The organism is Streptomyces sp. NPDC001532 (assembly GCF_040298625.1).
GTDB lineage: Bacteria > Actinomycetota > Actinomycetes > Streptomycetales > Streptomycetaceae > Streptomyces.
Genome location: NZ_JBEPAL010000053.1, coordinates 1 through 17,088, shown reverse-complemented (window position 1 = coordinate 17,088; position 17,088 = coordinate 1). Strand labels below are relative to the sequence as shown.

Sequence of the window (17,088 nt, the reverse complement as noted above, 5' to 3'; positions counted from 1 at the left end):
GCGCGCGGTGGCGCGCGCGTTCGCCGGTGCCGCCGCCATGGCGGTGCCGAACCCGCGACCAGGCGGCGCACCGGCCCGTGCACGGCCGGCGGCCCGCCGCGCACGGTCAATGCGCAGTCATTGTGCCGATGCCCCGGCCGCCGCCGGACCGGAGGCTGGGCGTGGTCGTCCGGCGGGCCGTGCCGCGGCCCGGACCGCACCCCGGCGCGTGCCGCTCGCGCACTTGACGTGCGGGGACGAGCACCTGCCGCAGGGTGCACGACTGCCCGGCCGCGGTTCGCGGAGCCGAACGGAGCGACCAGGATGGCCGTACGCCGTCGATGTCGCCGTCGCCGTCGCCGTCGGCGGCGGTGGCGGTGGCGGTGGCGGTGGCGGTGGCGGTGAGCGAGGAGAGGGGCGGTGCGGTGACGGAGGGGGAGGGGAGGACGCCGGGCTTGCTGGACGCGGACACGCTCGGACGGGGCGCCGAATGGCGGCTGTTGCGCGAGGCGGTCGAGACGGTGACCGACGCGGGCCGCGCCGTCTGGCTGTGCGGTGAGGCCGGGATCGGCAAGACGGTCCTGCTGGCGCAGGCCGGTGACCTCGCCGCGCGGCGCGGACTGCGCGTGCTGCGCGTCAGCGGCGCCGAGGGGGAGCGGAACCTGCCGTTCGCCGCGCTGCACCAGTGGGTCTGGCCGCTGCGCGAGGAGACACGGCAGCTGTCACCCGGAGCCAGGGCGGCCCTGGACCGGGCGCTGGGCCTCGGCGCGGACGAGGCCGGCGACCCGTGCACGGTCTCGGCGGCCGTCGCCGAGCTGCTGGCCGTCGTGTCCCGCCGGCAGCCCGTGGTGCTGCTCGTCGACGACCTGCACTGGGTGGACGCCTCCAGCGCCGAGGTCCTGCACCTGCTGCAGCGCGGGCTCGGCGCGCTCCCGGTCGTCCTGCTCGCCACCGTGCGAGCGGAGGACGTCGCCGCGCTGGACCCCACCGGCGCCCGGACCCTCGACCTGGCACCGCTCGCTGACGAGAGCGCCGAGCGGCTGCTGCACCGGCTCCACCCCAGGCTGTCGTCCACGGCCCGCCGCCGCGTCCTCCAGGAGGCGGCGGGCAACCCGCTCGCCCTCGCCGAACTGCCCGCCCAGCTCGGCGAGGCACAACGCACCGGCCGGCTGCCCCTCCCCGACCACCTGCCCCTGGGTGAGCGGCTGGGCGGGATGTTCGCCCAGCGGGTGGCGGCCCTGCCGCCCGCCACCCGGTTCACCCTGCTGCTGTGCGCCCTGGCCGGCCGCGAGGGACACCCCCTGGACCTGGTGGGGGCCGCCGCCCGGGCCGCCGGCACGGACACCACCGAGGAGGACCTGGCGGAGGCGGCGCACAGCGGTCTGGCGCACCTCGACCCGCGGACCGCGCGCTTCGGGTTCCGCCACCCGCTGGTGCGGTCGGCACTGGTGGAGGCCGCCTCGGGCGCCGAACTGCGAAGGGCGCACGCCGCCCTGGCGGACGTACTGCCCGAAGGGGACCTGCGCGCGCTCACCCACCGGGCCGCCGCCACCGTGGGCGCCGACGAGGCACTGGCCGCGGCACTGGACGAGGCGGCGGCCCGCACCCAGGCCCGCGGCGGCGCCACCGACGCCGCCCACCTCCTCGCCCGGGCCGCCGGCCTGAGCGGCACCGCCGCCGGGCGCGGGCACCGGCTCGTGGTCGCCTCCTGCGCCGCCGCCTCCGGCGGCCACCTCGACCTGGCGTCCGGGCTCCTCGACCAGGCCGTCACCCACGGAGTGCCGGCGGACAGCCGCCACCTGCTCGACTTCGCCCGTGCCCTGGTGCGGCTGCACGGGGACGGCGACGTCGGGCCCGCCGTGGAGCTGCTGCCCGCCGTGCTCGACCGGCTCTCCGGCGCGGCGGACACCGGCCTGCGCCTGCCGAGCCTGTTCATGCTCTACCTGGCCGCCGGCTACACCGCCGACCCGCTGGTCTGGCAGGCGCTGGCGGCCCGGCTGGACGGCGCGGGGCCCCTCGCCCGGCTCGGCCACGACATCTGGAACGACCCGGCCAGGCACGCCCAGGGCGCCCAGGACCGCCTCGACGCCGCGCTGCGCGACTTCTCCGCCGACGACGAGCCGGGCCAGGTCTGGCTGCTGCTGTGGGCGGCGGCCGGACTCGACGGCATCGACGACGACACCCCGCTCTTCCGGCGGCTGACCCACCACCACTCCTACGCCACCCAGGCCTTCATCGGCAGCGTCGCCGCCTACGGGGACTTCCTGCGCGGCCACTGGGACCGGTGCGTGGAACGGGCCCGCCGGCAGGCCGCCGCCTCCCGCGCACGGGCGTTCCGCCTCAACGAGGCCGTCCAGCGGTACACGGAGGGCTACGTCACCGCCGCCCGGGGCCGGCGGCAGGCCGTCGACGACCTCGTCGCCGACCTGCGCCCCTGGGCCGCCGCCCGCGGCCTCGCCTTCGTCGTCCAGCGGCTGCGCGCCATGCAGGCCCTGTGCGCCCTCGCCCACGGCGACTACGAGACGGCGTACACCCACGCCTCGGCCGTCATGCCCCCGGGCACCTTCCCCGCCGACGTCCCCAAGCTCAACCTGGTCTTCCTCGACCTCGTCGAGGCGGCCGTGCGCACCGGCCGGCGCGAGGAGGCCCGCCGGCACGTGGCGGCGGGCCTGGCCGTGCGCATGGACCGGATCTCCGACCACCACCGCTTCGTGCTGCGCGCCGCGCAGGCGCTGGCGGCCGACGACGTCGACGCGGCGAGTTCCGCCGTGTACGCGACGCCGGGCGCCTCGGGATGGCCGTTCGAACTGGCCCGGGTGCGGCTGCACCACGGAGCCTGGCTGCGCCGCCAGGGCCGGCGCGTCGAGGCCCGGCACCAACTGGACGCGGCGCACCGGGCGTTCGCCGGCCTGAAGGCCGACCCGTGGGCGGACCGCGCCCGTCAGGAACTCCGGGTCTGCGCCGAGCCCGCCCCCGCCGCCGCCCCCACCGAGCGTCTGACACCCCAGGAGCGGCGCATCGCGGACCTGGTCGCGCAGGGACTCACCAACCGGGACATCGGCACGCGCCTGCATCTGTCGCCCAGAACCGTCGCGGGCCACCTGTACAAGATCTATCCCAAGCTCGGCATCACCAGCCGGGCCGGCCTGGCCCGGGCCCTGGGCCGCCAGGAGGAGACATGAGGCAGACCGGCTCGGCCGGCACCTCCGGCGGCATCCCCGTCCGCCACCGGCTCGGCGCCCTGCGCATCACCACCCACGCCGGCGCCGCCGGGAACGTGCTGCGGACGCCGCCGCCGGACCCGGCGGACGACACCGCGCCGCTGTACGTCGGCACCCAGCCGGAAGGGCACGCCGTCCTCGCGTACGGCGCCACGCTCCTGCCGTGCGCGCCCGGCGAGGTCTTCGTGGCCGATCCGGCACAGCCCTGGGAGCTGCGCGCACGGGACGACTTCCGGCTGCACCTCTTCGTGTTCCCGCGGGACCTGCTCGGCCTGCCGGACGCCGACCTCACCGCCCTGCGGGGTGTGCACGGGCGGTCCGGCGGCGGTGTCACCCGGCTGCTCGTGCCCCTGCTGACCACCGTCGCCGAGTCCGCCCCCGACTACGCCCCGGCCACCGCGCACGGCATCGCCGGCAGCCTGGCCGAGCTGCTCGGCACCCTGGCCACCGAGCGGCGCACCACGGCCCCGACCGCCCCCGGCACCACGGTCGCCGCCGACGCCGCGGCCGGACCGGACCGGCGGGCCGTGACGGCCCGGGCGATCCGCCGCTTCGTCAACGAGAACCTCGCCGACCGCAGGCTGAGCCCGGAGTACATCGCGGCACGCCACCATGTGTCCGTGCGGTACGTGCACAAGGTGTTCGCCGCCGAGGGAACCACCCTCGGCCGGTGGATCCGGCAGCGCCGGCTCCAGGAGTGCCGGCGCGAACTCGCCCGGCCGGACCGCGCCGACGCCGCCTCCCTGGCGGCCGTGGCACGGCGGTGGGGCTTCGCCAACGCCGCCCACTTCAGCCGGAGTTTCCGCGCCGCGTACGGCGTCTCACCGGGCGAGTGGCACCGGATCCGCACCGGCACGGCGGACCGCGGTCACCGCGCCACCGGTACCGCTCCCGGCGCGTGAGGTCCCGCGTCCCGCCAGTCGCGGGGCGAGTACCCGTACACCGCCTTGAACGACCGGCTGAAGTGGGCCACGTTCCGGAACCCCCAGCCGCGCGCCACCGCCGAGATCGTCAGTGCCACGGCCGCGCGGCGCCCGAGTTCCCGCGCGCACTCCTCGACCCGCCGCCGCAGGATCAGCTTGCCGACGGTGGTCTCCTCGCCCTGGAAGAGCAGATGCAGATAGCGGACGGAGATGCGGTGCGCCCGCGCGATGCCCGCCGGCGACAGGTCCGGATCGCGCAGGTTCTCGTCGACGTACCGGCGGACCACCGTGCGCAGATGCTCCCGGGCGGTGTCGGCCGCCGAGCACTGCCGGGGGCTCTGCTCGTCGATCAGCGTGGCGAGCAGGTCCGTGATGTTCCCGGCCAGCCGGTCCGCGACCGGCGCCGCCGCCCGGTCCGCCTCCGCAGCCAGCGCCGACACGAACGGCCCCAGCAGCGCCGCCACCCCGTCCGTGCCGGGCACGGCCCGCCCCGTCACCTGCCGGGCACGGGCCGGCGACAGACCGAGCGCGTGCGCCGGCACCCGCAGCAGATGCAGCCGGAACGTGTCGCGCTGCTCGAAGGAGAACGGGCGGCGCAGGTCGCACAGGGCCAGCTCGCCGGGGCGCAGGGTCGCGCCGCGTCCGTCCTGGTGGAGGGCGGCCGTGCCCGCCGCCTGCACGGCCAGCACCACATGGTCGTCCGGAGCCGCCGACACCAGCCGGGTGGTGCGGCTCAGCCGCACCGGACCGGCCGTCATCGACAGGACCCGGACATAGCCCAGATCGCTCGACCACAACGTCCCCTCGAAGGACCGCACCCCCTGCGGGACGGCCACCCGCAGCGGTGCCAGCCAGTGCCGCACGGCCCGCTCCCAGGCCGCGGCCCGCTCCGCGTCGGGCAGGGTCGCCGTACTCACCACGGACTGCACATCCGCTCCTCGGTCCGCTGTCCACCGGGCGCGCCGCCCGAACCGTCCGGCCTGGTCCGCGCCCCTCTCCGACCAGTCTCGGAAGGGCCGCGCCACAGCGGTTAGGTCATTTGACGGGTGTGCCGGGAACGGCCGGACCGCGCGGGCCGCGGCCGCCCCGCGCGGTGGTGCGCGGACGGTCATGCCGAGGTGCACCCGCAGGCATGCGCGCCGCCTCGATCACCCCTACCGTCGTCCCGGTGCCGCGCGCGATCACCGGTACCCCGGAGGCGGCCGACCTCGCAGGACGCCGTCACCCACCAGGAGTTCGCGTGTCCCCTTCCGGCCCGGTGCCGCATCCGCCGCTCGTACTGGAGCCGCGGGCGCGGGAGTTCGTCCGCGACCACGTCTGCCCGTCGGTGCCCCGGGGCGCCGATCCGGGGCCGGCGCGGGCGGACGTCGCCGCCCTGCTGGACCGGGAGCACCGGGACGAGCAGGTGAGCGAGGAGTGGCTGTCCCTGCCCGCGTCCGGCCCGCACCGGGTCGCCGTGCGCATCCTGCGGCCGGCCGGCGCCGGCCGGCCGCTGCCCGTGGTGCTGTTCCTGCACGGCCTCGGCTGGACCCTGTCGGACGCCTCCGCGCACGGCGCGCTCCTCACCGACCTCGCGCTCGGCGCCGACGCGGCGGTCGTGGTGCCGGAGTACGCCCGCGCACCCGAGGCCCGCTACCCGGTGGCCGTCGAACAGGTCCACGCGGTGGCCCGCTGGCTCACCGAACACGGCCTGGACCGCGGGCTGGACGGGCAGCGGATCGCCGTCCTCGGCACCTCGGCGGGCGGCAACCTCGCCGCGGCCCTCACCCTCCTGGCACGCGAGCGCGGCGGCGTCGACCTGGTCCACCAGGTCCTCGTCTGCCCCGTCACGGACGCGGCCATGGACACCCGGTCCTACCGGGACTACGGCGAGGGCTTCTTCCTCGGCGGCCGGGCCATGCGCGACTTCTGGGAGCAGTACGTGCCCGACCCCGCCGACCGGCTGCGCAGCACCGCCGCACCGCTGCGGGCGACGGACGCCGAACTCGCCGGTCTGCCGCCCGCCCTGGTCGTCACCGCCGAGGCCGACGTCCTGCGCGACGAAGGGGAGAGCTACGCGGCCCGGCTGCGGCAGGCCGGGGTGTCCGTCGTGTCGGTGCGCTACCACGGCACCGTGCACGGCTTCCCCCTGTTCGGCGCCCTGCGCGGCAGCGACGCCTCGAAGGCCGCCCGGACCCAGGTGATGGACACCCTGCACACCGCCCTGCACCCCTGGCACTGACGGCCCGCCACCGTGCATTCCTGGGGCTGACGGCCCGCCGCCGTGCACCCCTAGGTCGTGTCCGCAAAGTCTGGGCAGCCAGAGTCGTAGGCAGGCGATGGTGACCAGGGCTTGGTAGTGGCGGGCGAGTTTGTCGTATCGAGTGGCCAGGGCCTTGTTGTGCTTGAGCCTGTTGAAGCAGCGCTCGACGACATTGCGGCGCCGGTAGGCCGCCCGGTCGAGCCGGCACAGGCTCTCGCCCCGGCGGATGCGGCCGTTGATCTGGTCGATCCGCTCGGGGACGGCGGCCTTGATGCCGCGCCTGCGCAGGTAGGAGCGGATCTTCGTGGACGAGTGGCCCTTGTCCGCGGCGACCCGCTCGGGCCGGGTCCTGGGGCGGCCGGGCCCGGCTGAGCAGCTGGCATCCGACGGGCGGCACGCGGGTCGCCGGCGCGGTCTCGCGGGAGCGGCGTGGCGGCCGGCGCGTCGTCCACCGCGACGGGAAGCTGAGCTACCGCCGCGACGACCCGACCACCGAGACCTGGTCCTTCCCCGCTCCGATGGGCCCGCGGACGGTCATCGGGGAGTTCACCATGGCGGACGTCGTCACCATCCCGAGCCACCTGTCCATCCCGCGCGTCCGCACCTGTATGACGAGGGAAAGGGCCCGGGACCTGTCGGCGCCCGAGACGCCGACGCCGGCCGCGGTCGACGAGCACGGGCGGTCCGCGCAGACCTTCCTCGTCGACGTCGTCGTACGCTCCGGCGGCGCCGAGCGGCGCATGGTGGCCCGTGGGCAGGACATCTACGCCGTCACCGCGCCGCTGGCGGTCGAAGCGCTCCAGCGCATCCTCACCGGCCGGACCAGGACGGTCGGCGTCGCCTCCGCGGGGGAGATCTTCGACGCGCCGGACTTCCTGCGCGCGCCGGCGCCGCACCTCACGCTCGACTGACGACCGCGTCGGCCGTGCCGTCAGGCGGCGAGGTGCCGCAGCAGGGAGAGCGCGCCCCGCGACGCCAGGGCGACCGAGGTGAGGGTGGGGTTGCAGGCGGTGGCCGTCGGGATGACGTTGTTGCCGGCCACCCAGAGGCCCGAGGTGCCCCAGACCCGGCTGTGGGTGTCGCAGACGCTCGTGCCGTCGTCGGCGGGGCCCATGCGGGTGGTGCCCTGGTAGTGCAGCGAACTGCCCGCGGGCAGCAGGAAGGGGGCTTCGTCGAGGGGGACGCCGAGGCACGCTCCGGCTTCGGCGACGGCCTTCTTGGCCGCCTCGACGGTGGCGAGGTCGCGGTCGGTGTAGCGGTAGTGGACGGTGATGGCGGGCATGCCGAACGCGTCCTGTTCCGTGTCGCTGAACGTGACCCGGTCGTCGGCGGTGATGTCCTTCGCGCAGAACCAGCCGAGGCCGACGATGGAGCCGGGCTCCACGGGCGCGTCCTGGGCGAGCGGGAGCGGTGAGGCGTCGAGTTGCATGACCTGGCCGTGGAAGGGCCGGTCGGCGGTGAACGGCACCCAGCTGACACCGCTCTGCGGGATGATGCCGCCGTCCGCGTGCCGGGTGCGGTCGGTGACGGCGCGGTGTTCGGCCACCAGGTCGTCGGGGAGTTGCACGGCGTAGACGATCTGGGGCTGGTCGTTGAGGTGGCGGCCGAGGGCGGCGGGGCGGATGCCGGAGGCGTAGAGGATCTGCGGGGTGCGCAGGGCGTCGGCGGCGACGACGACCGCGCGGGCGGTGAGTGTCGTCTCGCGTCCGCTGTCGAGGTCGCGTACGGCGACGCCGGTGACGGTGCCGTCGTCGTGCAGGACGCGCAGGCACAGGCAGCGGTCGGCGATCTCGACGCGGGGGTCGTGGGCGGCGGGGCCGAGGATGACGTCGGTGCCGCTCCAGACGTGGGTGCCGTCGGGGCGGGTGGTGACGGCCAGCGGCATGGGCGCGACCCGGCGGGAGGCGGGGCGGCCGGCGTCGAAGAGGTCCGCCAGTCTGCGCCGGACCTCGTCGGCGAAGGGGGCGTCGTCGAAGGCGTGGGCGCTGACGTGCAGGAGTTCTTCGGCGCGGGTCAGGTGCCGGTCCATCTCGTCGGCCGGGACGAAGGGGATGCGTTCGCTGTCGCCGGGCCGGGGGCAGGCCGCGGTCCAGTGCGCGCCCATGCCGCCGACGTTGGTGGAGAGGGCGGCGGCGGGCATGTCCGGGGCGCCGAGGAGCCGGGTTCCGGGGCGGCCGGCCGGGGCGGGCGCGGGTCCTTCGGAGGCTCGCTGCGCGCGGGTGCGCAGGGTGTCGTCGGCGATGTTCTTCACGTGGCCGCCGGGCGGGTCGGTGAGCTTCGGTCCGGCCTCGGCGAGGAGGATCCGCGCGCCGGGGTGCCGGTCGAAGACCTCACGGACGTAGGTGCTGCCGGTGGGGCCGCTGCCGACGACGATGACGTCGTAGTCGGGCGCCGAGGGGAGGGGCATGGGGGCTCCTTGGAGGGTCAGGCGATGACGAGGGGGCGCAGGGTGTGGTGGGCGATGGTGAGGCCCTGGCACACCTTGTCGGGGGTGCCGCCCCAGAGGGGGTCCTCGTGCTCGACGGAGAGGGTGCCGGTGAAGCCGGCCTCGTAGAGGCGGTCGACGACGCGGGGCCAGTCGACCTGGCCGCGGCCGGGGACGCGGTAGCGCCACCAGCCCGTGGCCCAGGGGTCGCCCTTCTTGTCGGTGGTCCCGAAGAAGCCGTAGCGGTTGCGGGCCGCGGTGTCGATCTCGATGTCCTTGGCCTGGGCGTGGGCGATGCGGTCGGCGTACGGGGCGATGGTCGTCAGCGGGTCGATGCCGAGCCACATCAGGTGGGAGGGGTCCCAGTTGAGGTACAGGCCGAGCGAGAACATCCACTCCCACAGCTCGGGCGAGTAGGCGATGTTGCCGGGGCCGCCGTCGGGATGCCAGCCCTCCATCACGCAGTTCTCGACGATGAGCCGTACTCCGCGCTCACCGGCGTAGTCGACGAGTTCGGGCAGGACGCGTTCGGCCTCGCGCTGGTTGTCGGGCACGCTGCGGGCCGGGTCGCGACCGATGAAGGTGCCGACGTAGGGGACGTCGAGTGCCTGGGCGGCGTCGACGGCGTGCTTGAGGTGGGTCCGGATCTCGGTTCGCCGGGCGGGGTCGGGGTGCAGGTTGTTCTCGTAGTAGGCCAGCGCGGAGATCTCCAGCCCGTGGCGGTCCAGCGACTGCCGGATGTCGTCGGCGCGGGCCCGGTCGAGGGTGGTGACGTCGATGTGGGAGGCCTCGAAGTCGCGGCCGCCGGTACCGGGCCAGACGGCGACCTCCAGGCGTTCGTAGCCGGCCTCGGCGGCCCAGGCGGCGATCCGGTCCAGGGGCCAGGTGGGCAGGCAGGCGGTGAGCATGCCGAGCTTCATTCGGGGATCTCCGTCCAGGTGCCGTGGTGGGAGGCCGAGGTGAGGACGGCCTCGGTGAGCCGGGCCGCGCGCAGCCCGTCGTGGAAGGTGGGCAGGCCGTCGGGCTTTCCGCCGCGGACGGCCTCGTAGGTGTCGGCGACGAAGTCGGCGAAGCAGTCGCGGTAACCCTGCGGGTGGCCGGCGGGCAGCGCGTCCGGCCGGCCGCCCGCAGCGGCAGGGTCGCGCAGGAGGACGCGGTTGCCGTCGATGCCGCCGATCCACAGCCGTTCGGGGTCCTCCTGGTCGAAGGTGTAGGTGGCGTCGGGGCCGTCGAAGGAGAACCACAGGCGGTTCTTGCGTCCGGCGCTGGACTGGCTGATCACCAGGGAGCCGAGTGCACCCGCGTCGGTGCGGAAGGTGATGACGCCGCCGTCCTCGGTGGTGACGGGGTGTCCGGCGCGGACGGGGTGGGCGGTGCCGAGGGTGGCCTGGAGGGTGGTGATGCGCTGTCCGGTGACGAACTCCATCAGGTCGCACCAGTGGATGCCGATGTCACCGAAGGCGCGGCTGCCGCCGCCGAGCGCCGCGTCGACACGCCAGTCGGTGTGGTCCGCGCGGGCCAGCCAGTCCTGGGTGTAGGAGCCGTGCAGCAGCCACGGGGTGTGGCCGTCGGCGGCGACGAGTGCGCGGGCCCGTCGTACGGAGGCGTGGAAGCGGTAGACGAAGGGGACCGTCGCCACCAGGCCCGACCGGTCGGCCGCGGCGGCGAGTTCGGTGGCTTCGGCGGAGGTGAGGGCGAGGGGTTTCTCGCACACCACGTGCTTGCCCGCCTCGATCGCCTGGAGCGCCATGGTGTGATGCAGATGGTTGGGGGTGCAGATGTGCACCACGTCCACGTCGGAGGCGAGTACGTCGGCGAAGTCCGCGGCGGCGGCTCCCGGCAGCGTGTCGGCGAGGGAGCGGGACCGGTCCGGTGAGCTGCCGGCGACCAGCCGTACCCGGCCGCCCGCCGCGGTGATGGCCCGCGCGTGCACGGCGCCCATGAAGCCGGTGCCGACGAGGGCGGCGTGGACCGGTGATGGCATGGCTGACTCAGCTTTCGTCTCGGAGTGGGGAGGCTCGGCGGTGCGCGTCCGGAGCCGCAGTGCGCGCTGGGAGCGCTGTCGCCGACCACTATTGCACGTGACATGCAAAAGTCGTCAAGGATGAGGTCGGCCAGGACGGAAGTACGAGAGGATGGCGGCCATGACACGACGTCCACCCACCGCCGTCGACCAGTTCGACGCCCTGTCCACCGTCGTCCGCCTCGTCCGCTCCGGCCGCGCCCGGACCCGGCCGGAGCTGGGCGCCGCCTCGATGCTGGGCCGCACGGTGATCTCCCAGCGTGTGGAGGAGGCCATCGAACTCGGTCTGCTGGAGGACGCCGACATCGGTCCGTCCAGCGGCGGCCGGGCGCCCCGGCGGCTGCGGTTTCGGGCCGAGCGGGGGCTCGTGCTGGCCGCGGTCCTCGGTGTCGCCGCGGTGGACGTGGCGGTCTGCGACCTGGACGCCCGGGTGCTGGACCACCGGCATCTGGAGTGGCCCGTCTCGCGCGGCCCGGAGGAGACGCTCGACTTCCTCGGCGAGCAGTTCGCCGCGCTGCTCAAGGGCCGGGACACGGATCTGCTCTGGGCGGCCACCGTCGGCGTGCCGGGGCCGGTGGAGTTCGCCACCGGACGGCCCTCCCAGCCGCCGATCATGCCGGGCTGGGACGGCTTCGACGTCCGCGGCCGGCTCCAGGACCGCCTCGCGGTGCCGGTCTGGGTCGACAACGACGCCAATCTGCTGGCGCTGGGCGAGGCGCGCAGCAGCGCCGTCGACGACGACCACCACCTGATCTTCGTGAAGGCGGGCACCGGCATCGGCGCCGGCATCGTCAGCGGCGGACACGTCCACCGAGGCAGCCGGGGCTCGGCGGGCGACATCGGCCACGCGCGCATCCTCGAGGACAACTCGGTGATGTGCCGGTGCGGGCGGACCGGCTGCCTGGAGGCGCTGGCGGGCGGCTGGGCGCTGGCCCGCGACGCGGTCACCGCCGTGCACGAGGGCCGCAGCCGCTACCTGGCGGACCTCCACCAGGCGCACGGCGAGATCACTCCGGCCGACATCGGGCAGGGAGTCGTGCTCGGGGACGCCTGGTGCGTCACCGCCGTGGCGCGGGCGGCCGAACGCATCGGCAGCCTGATGGCGGCGCTGGTCAACTTCTACAACCCCGACAGCCTGGTCTTCGGCGGCGGAGCCGTGACGGGCGGCGACACCTTCCTGCGTGTGGTCGACCACACCGTGCGCAGCCGCGCCCTGCCGCTGGCCTCGTCGGATCTCGTCATCCGCGCCTCCTCCCTGGGCGATCTGGGCGGTGTCGCGGGCGGTGCCCATCTCGCCGTGGACGCGCTGCTCTCCCCCGACGCCCTCGCCGCCTGGACGCCCGGCGGGCACCCGGGATCCGTCGGCCCCGAGCGGCTCACCGAGCGCTCCTGACCCGGTGCGGGTCACGGACGCCGGAAACGCACACTGCGGACAGAGGTCGGCAAGAGGGCATTGACTTATGTCTGTGGCGAACATAAGTTCCGTCGACAACGAGCGGACCTGGACGAGGTCCGCCGTAGTCAACGGCAGCCGCCCACCCCTCCGCGCCACGCCTGTCCCCGGCCCGCGCCTCGTGGCGGCACGCCCTCAGTCTTCGAAGGGACTCGACGATGAGTGCCGTGCCCTCCTCCCCGACCGGGCTCACCTCCGCCCGCACCGCCCCGCCGCACCTCCCGCCCCGGTCCGCCCAGTTCGCCTACGGTCTGGGCGACCTCGCGTCCAACCTGACGTGGACCACGCTGACGGCGTTCCTGCTGTTCTTCTACACCGACGTCGCCGCGCTCACCGCGGCCGCCGCCGGAACGATCCTGCTGATCGGCCGGGTCGCGGACGCGATCATCGACCCGGTCGTCGGACTGGCCGTCGACCGCACCCGCAGCCGCTTCGGCCGCGCCCGGCCGTACCTGATCTTCGCCGGCCCGCTCCTCGGCGTCCTCTTCGCCCTGGCCTTCACCGCGCCTTTCACCGGCGGCGCGGCCGTCGCCTGGGCGGCCGTCACCTTCATCGCGGTCGGCGTCAGCCACTCGCTCGTCAACGTCCCCTACGGCGCGATGCTGCCGATGCTCACCGACGACGCCGACACCCGGCTGCGGATGAGCGGCTACCGCTTCGTCGGCGCGTCGGTGGGCATGATCGCCGTCGCGGTCGCCGTGATGCCCCTGGTCGGCGCCCTCGGCGGCGGCGACCGCGGCCGCGGCTTCACCGCCATGGCGATCGTCTTCGGTGTCGTCGGCACCCTGCTCTACTGGGTGGTCGCGCTGCGGTGCAAGGAACGCCCGGCGCCGTCGACGACACAACGGACGGCCACCCGTGACGCCCTCGCCGCGCTGCTGCGCAACCGCCACTGGCTCGGCGTGAGCAGCGCCTCCCTGATGGCCTTCGTACGCCTCGGCATCGTCACCGCCGGCGCCGTCTACTACGCCCGCGAGGTCCTCGACGACGCCTGGGCCACCAGCTACATCCTGCTCGCCTTCTCCTCCTCCGCCCTCGTCGGCTCCCTGCTCACCCCGCTGGTCCTGCGCCGCACGGGCAAGCGCCGCGGCATCAATCTGGGCCTGTTCGCCACCGCCGCGCTCTACCTGGCGCTGTTCTTCCTCGACGGGCAGCCGCTGCTGTTCCTGGCCGTCTTCCTGATCGCCAACCTCCTCGGCGGCTTCGGCCTGGTGGCCGCGCCGGCCCTCGTCTCCGACACCATCGACCACCAGGAGACCCTGACCGGCCGCCGCGACGAGGGCCTGCTCTACGCCGGCTACAGCTTCGCCACGAAGGTCGGCACCGCGCTCGGCGGCTCGCTCTTCGCCTGGGCCCTGGCCTGGGGCGGCTATCAGGCCGACCACGTCTCCGCCGAGGCTGCCGGCGCGATCGAGTGGGCCTTCATCGGCCTGCCCGTGCTGCTCTGCCTGGCGCAGGCCGCGTGCATGACCGCCTACGGCCTGGAGCGCAAGCGGCCGGCGCCCGCCCCTGCCGCCGGCTGACGCACCGCCCACCGACATTCACGCAGCGCCGCCCGCCACACACTCGGCACCCCCAGCACACCCGCACCCCCCGCACACCCGCACCCCCCGCACCCCCCGCACACCGAGGGACCTCACCATGCTCGAACGCACGATCATCCAGCAGCGCGGCTTCCGCAACACCGCCGACGAGACCGGGGTCACCGGGTTCGAGCTGCGCCTGCGCAATCCCAACTACCGCGGCATCGCCGGCAGCCTCGTCGAGGGCGTCGAGATCACCGTCGACGGCGAGACCTTCCCGCGCGAGTCGGTCCGCTGGACCCTCCAGGGACGCACGTTCACGCTCGCCGAGCTGCGCTCCGCCACGGACGTACGGTGGCAGCTCGACGAGGTCGCCACGGTGCACGTGCCCCGGCCGGGCGGCCTGACCGCCGGAACCCACCGGGTCGAGGTCGCCGTCCACCTGCGCCGCCCCTACATCCCCGCCGTCGCCGGCCCCTCGGTGTTCCGGTCCGCGACCACCGCCACGATCGTCCCGGACAGCGGCGCGGACGGCGGACCGCGCTACGGAGTCTCCCTCTACAGCTACTCCGGCGACCTCAACACCTCCATGACACTGGAGGACGCCATGGCCGACATCGCCGACCTCGGCGCGACCGGCATCGAGATCCTCGGCGAGGGCAACATCCCCGGCTACCCGCACCCGGACACCGCCTGGATCGACACCTGGCACGCACTGCTCGACCGGCACGGCCTCACCGCCACGAACTACGGCGCCTGGGTGGACACGGCGATGTGGCACGACCGCGACCTCACCGCGGAGGAGGGGCGGGCGCAGCTCGAACGCGATCTCCGCCTGGCCAAGCTGCTCGGCTTCACCTCCGTCCGCCCCAAGTTCGGCGTGGTCACGCCCGACCTCGACCCGCACCCCATCTGGCAGCCCGCCGTCGAAGGCGTCCTCGACCTGGCCGCCGACCTCGACATCGTGATCTGCCCTGAGATCCACAGCCCGACCCCCATCAAGCATCCCGTCACCCAGGGCTACCTCGACTTCATCGAGCGCACCGGCAGCCGCCACTTCAAGCTGCTCATCGACACCGGCATCTTCCAGACCGCCCCGGTCGACGACGGCCACGAAGGCTTCGAGGGCAAGAAGCGCCCGGCGTTCCTCGAACCCCTCGCCGTCCCGATGTCCGACCTCACCGACGTCCTCCCGCACGTCCACTTCATCCAGGCCAAGTTCTTCGAGATCGACGACTCGCTCACCGACCTGCACGTGCCCTGGCGGGACATCATGACCACCCTGCGAACCGCCGGCTGGCAGGGCTGGCTCTCCAGCGAGTACGAAGGCCGCCGCGAGCCCGGCCGAGGCCGCGACCAGGTGAGGCGCCAGCACGCGTTGCTCCGCTCGCTGGAGGCGGACGGGGCCTGAGCCCAGTCCGTACGTCCCGTACGTCGTCGTCGGGGTCATCGGCGCAGGGGCGGTCAACCTCGGGGACGGTGTGACACGGCAGGCGGAGGCAGGCCGTGCAGGAACGCCGGTGCTGCCCCTGGTGCTACGCCTCGATCGGGTTCGGGCACGACCCGCGCGCGGAGTCGCGTCCGCAGTACGGCCACGTTCGTGGGAGCGGGCGGACTCCCCGCGGCTCCCACAGGAAGTCGCCCACGCGGCGGCTGTCGGCGTCGACGATGACCTGCACATTCGCCGAGAACCGGTAGTTGCGTGACGAGGCTGCGACCTGCCGGTCGCGCACCGGGATCAGGGTGCCGTCCACGATCCACAACCGGTCGGCGCCCGGCACCGGCCCGGGCGCCGGCTCCAGTGCAAGCAGCGGTCCCAGGCGCTGGATGACCCGGCAGACGGTGGCGGGTGAGCAGCCGAAGAGCGGGGCGAGCTGCCGCATGGTGAGGTTCGTGCGGTAGTACACGGCCACCAGCAGCACCCGCTCAGCCAGCGGAAGACACCACGGCCGACCACCACCGGGGCCGTTTCCGCCCCGCTCGCGCACCACCCGCAGCAGCTTCTCGAAGCGCCCCATCCGCAACCCGGTGAACGTCTCCACCCACACCGGCTCGGCCCGCAACACCCCACCCATACAGCCAAAATGCCCGCCACCAAGCCTTCTGCAACACCCTTTAGGACTGCCGACCCGCCGCCGTGCATTCCTGGCATCGACGGCCCGCCGCCGTGCACCCCTGGCACACGGCTCTGCGCGCGTGGTCACCCCGGCCGAACTCCTCCTGTCTAGCGTGCCGTTGACAGCCCTTCCGCCGCCGGACCCGTGCGGCGCCGTCCCCTGTGAGGACCCTTCATGCCGACACCCCACGACCTCGACCGCATAGCCCGCGTCAACGCCGAGGACCGCACCCCCGTCGTCTTCGTCCACGGCCTGTGGCTGCTGCCCAGCAGCTGGGACCGCTGGGCCGCCGTCTTCGACGAGGCCGGGTACGCGCCGCTGACCCCGGGCTGGCCCGACGACCCCGACACCGTCGCCGAGGCCAACGCCCACCCCGAGGTGTTCGCGGGCAAGAGCGTCGGTCAGGTCGCCGACCACTTCGCCGACCTGATCGGCCGCCTGGAGCGCAAGCCCGTCGTCATCGGGCACTCCTTCGGCGGCCTCATCACCCAGATGATCGCCGGCCGCGGACTCGCCGCGGCGTCCGTCGCCATCGACCCGGCGCCGTTCCGCGGTGTGCTGCCGCTGCCGTTCTCCTCGCTGCGCGCCGCGAGCGCCGTCCTCGGCAACCCCGCCAACTACCACCGCGCGGTGCCCCTGACCTATGACCAGTTCCGCTATTCCTTCGCCAACGCGGTGAGCGAGGAGGAGGCCAGGACGCTGTACGAGCGGTTCGCCGTACCCGCGCCGGGCGAGCCGCTGTTCCAGGCGGCCGTCGCCAACATCAACCCGTGGACGGAGGTGAAGGTCGACACCCTCAACCCCGAGCGCGGACCGCTGCTGGTGATCTCCGGCGAGAAGGATCACACCGTGCCGTGGGCCATCGCGAACGCCTCGTACAAGAAGCAGGCCCGCAACGAGCACGCGGTCACCGAGATCACCGAGATGGCGGGCCGCGGCCACGCCCTCACCATCGACAGCGGCTGGCGCGAGGTCGCCGACACCGCGCTCGCCTTCGTGCGGCGCTTCACCGGCTGACCCGCACCACCCGCGGCGCTTCACCGGCTGACCAGCACCGCCGCGACGGGAACGCCGGGCCCGGCGTTCCCGTCGGCCGCCGGACCCCGGCCCGCCGGGCCCCGGCGGGCCGGGCCCGCGCGGTGGTGGCGCGCCAAGGGCACCCCCTGTGCAGATGGGGGGCGA

Annotated in this window: 12 protein-coding genes and 3 pseudogenes; 8 read left to right on the top strand and 7 right to left on the bottom strand. The window is 74.5% G+C overall.

What is annotated here, in order from left to right; all coding sequences use genetic code 11:
- Nucleotides 1-106: 106 nt before the first annotated feature.
- Nucleotides 107-451: a hypothetical protein gene (locus ABT232_RS33505; protein WP_351847224.1), complete on the bottom strand. Its 345-nt coding sequence runs from the start codon at nucleotides 449-451 to the stop codon at nucleotides 107-109.
- On the opposite strand from ABT232_RS33505, the gene ABT232_RS33500 reads away from it, so the two are divergent.
- Nucleotides 435-3,161 carry an ATP-binding protein gene (locus tag ABT232_RS33500; protein ID WP_351847221.1) on the top strand — a complete coding sequence of 909 codons (2,727 nt, stop codon included), beginning with the start codon at nucleotides 435-437 and terminating at the stop codon, nucleotides 3,159-3,161. The genes ABT232_RS33505 and ABT232_RS33500 overlap by 17 nt on opposite strands.
- Nucleotides 3,158-4,102, top strand: coding sequence for a helix-turn-helix domain-containing protein (locus tag ABT232_RS33495; protein WP_351847218.1), 945 nt, complete (start codon nucleotides 3,158-3,160; stop codon nucleotides 4,100-4,102). Before ABT232_RS33500 ends, ABT232_RS33495 begins: the two co-directional genes overlap by 4 nt.
- Here ABT232_RS33495 and ABT232_RS33490 read toward each other — a convergent pair.
- Nucleotides 4,069-5,052, bottom strand: coding sequence for an AraC-like ligand-binding domain-containing protein (locus ABT232_RS33490; RefSeq protein WP_351847216.1), 984 nt, complete (start codon nucleotides 5,050-5,052; stop codon nucleotides 4,069-4,071). The two genes, ABT232_RS33495 and ABT232_RS33490, sit on opposite strands and share 34 nt — an antisense overlap.
- A gap of 311 nt (nucleotides 5,053-5,363) precedes the next feature.
- Between ABT232_RS33490 and ABT232_RS33485 the strand changes: the two genes are divergently transcribed.
- Nucleotides 5,364-6,344: an alpha/beta hydrolase gene (locus ABT232_RS33485; protein ID WP_351847213.1), complete on the top strand. Its 981-nt coding sequence runs from the start codon at nucleotides 5,364-5,366 to the stop codon at nucleotides 6,342-6,344.
- Between the two features lie 72 nt (nucleotides 6,345-6,416).
- Here the strand turns inward: ABT232_RS33485 and ABT232_RS33480 are convergent.
- Nucleotides 6,417-6,731: pseudogene (locus ABT232_RS33480) on the bottom strand (transposase); the annotation flags it as partial.
- A gap of 2 nt (nucleotides 6,732-6,733) precedes the next feature.
- On the opposite strand from ABT232_RS33480, the pseudogene ABT232_RS33475 reads away from it, so the two are divergent.
- Nucleotides 6,734-7,276: pseudogene (locus ABT232_RS33475) on the top strand (saccharopine dehydrogenase); the annotation flags it as partial.
- A 20-nt stretch (nucleotides 7,277-7,296) separates the two neighbouring features.
- On the opposite strand, the gene ABT232_RS33470 reads toward ABT232_RS33475, so the two are convergent.
- The 3 genes from ABT232_RS33470 to ABT232_RS33460 are packed head-to-tail and all read right to left on the bottom strand — an operon-like array spanning nucleotide 7,297 to nucleotide 10,774.
- The gene (locus ABT232_RS33470) at nucleotides 7,297-8,772 is read right to left on the bottom strand and encodes a GMC oxidoreductase (protein WP_351847211.1); all 1,476 of its coding nucleotides are present in this window, start codon (nucleotides 8,770-8,772) and stop codon (nucleotides 7,297-7,299) included.
- A 17-nt stretch (nucleotides 8,773-8,789) separates the two neighbouring features.
- Nucleotides 8,790-9,710 carry a sugar phosphate isomerase/epimerase family protein gene (locus ABT232_RS33465; RefSeq protein WP_351847208.1) on the bottom strand — a complete coding sequence of 307 codons (921 nt, stop codon included), beginning with the start codon at nucleotides 9,708-9,710 and terminating at the stop codon, nucleotides 8,790-8,792.
- Nucleotides 9,707-10,774 (bottom strand): Gfo/Idh/MocA family protein, encoded by a 1,068-nt coding sequence (locus ABT232_RS33460; protein ID WP_351847206.1) that lies wholly within the window; start codon nucleotides 10,772-10,774, stop codon nucleotides 9,707-9,709. The genes ABT232_RS33465 and ABT232_RS33460 overlap by 4 nt, the downstream gene beginning before the upstream one ends.
- Nucleotides 10,775-10,934: 160 nt before the next feature.
- Between ABT232_RS33460 and ABT232_RS33455 the strand changes: the two genes are divergently transcribed.
- The 3 genes from ABT232_RS33455 (at nucleotide 10,935) to ABT232_RS33445 (ending at nucleotide 15,200) form a co-directional block, all read left to right on the top strand.
- The gene (locus ABT232_RS33455; RefSeq protein ID WP_351847203.1) at nucleotides 10,935-12,206 is read left to right on the top strand and encodes an ROK family protein; all 1,272 of its coding nucleotides are present in this window, start codon (nucleotides 10,935-10,937) and stop codon (nucleotides 12,204-12,206) included.
- A 218-nt stretch (nucleotides 12,207-12,424) separates the two neighbouring features.
- The gene (locus tag ABT232_RS33450; RefSeq protein ID WP_351847200.1) at nucleotides 12,425-13,789 is read left to right on the top strand and encodes an MFS transporter; all 1,365 of its coding nucleotides are present in this window, start codon (nucleotides 12,425-12,427) and stop codon (nucleotides 13,787-13,789) included.
- A 118-nt stretch (nucleotides 13,790-13,907) separates the two neighbouring features.
- Nucleotides 13,908-15,200, top strand: a complete 1,293-nt coding sequence (locus ABT232_RS33445) for a C-glycoside deglycosidase beta subunit domain-containing protein (RefSeq protein ID WP_351847197.1) — start codon at nucleotides 13,908-13,910, stop codon at nucleotides 15,198-15,200.
- 232 nt (nucleotides 15,201-15,432) lie between these two features.
- Here the strand turns inward: ABT232_RS33445 and ABT232_RS33440 are convergent.
- Nucleotides 15,433-15,864, bottom strand: a pseudogene (locus ABT232_RS33440) (transposase family protein); the annotation flags it as partial.
- A 216-nt stretch (nucleotides 15,865-16,080) separates the two neighbouring features.
- Here ABT232_RS33440 and ABT232_RS33435 point away from each other — a divergent pair.
- Nucleotides 16,081-16,923, top strand: a complete 843-nt coding sequence (locus ABT232_RS33435; RefSeq protein ID WP_351847195.1) for an alpha/beta hydrolase — start codon at nucleotides 16,081-16,083, stop codon at nucleotides 16,921-16,923.
- The last annotated feature ends 165 nt before the right edge of the window (nucleotides 16,924-17,088 follow it).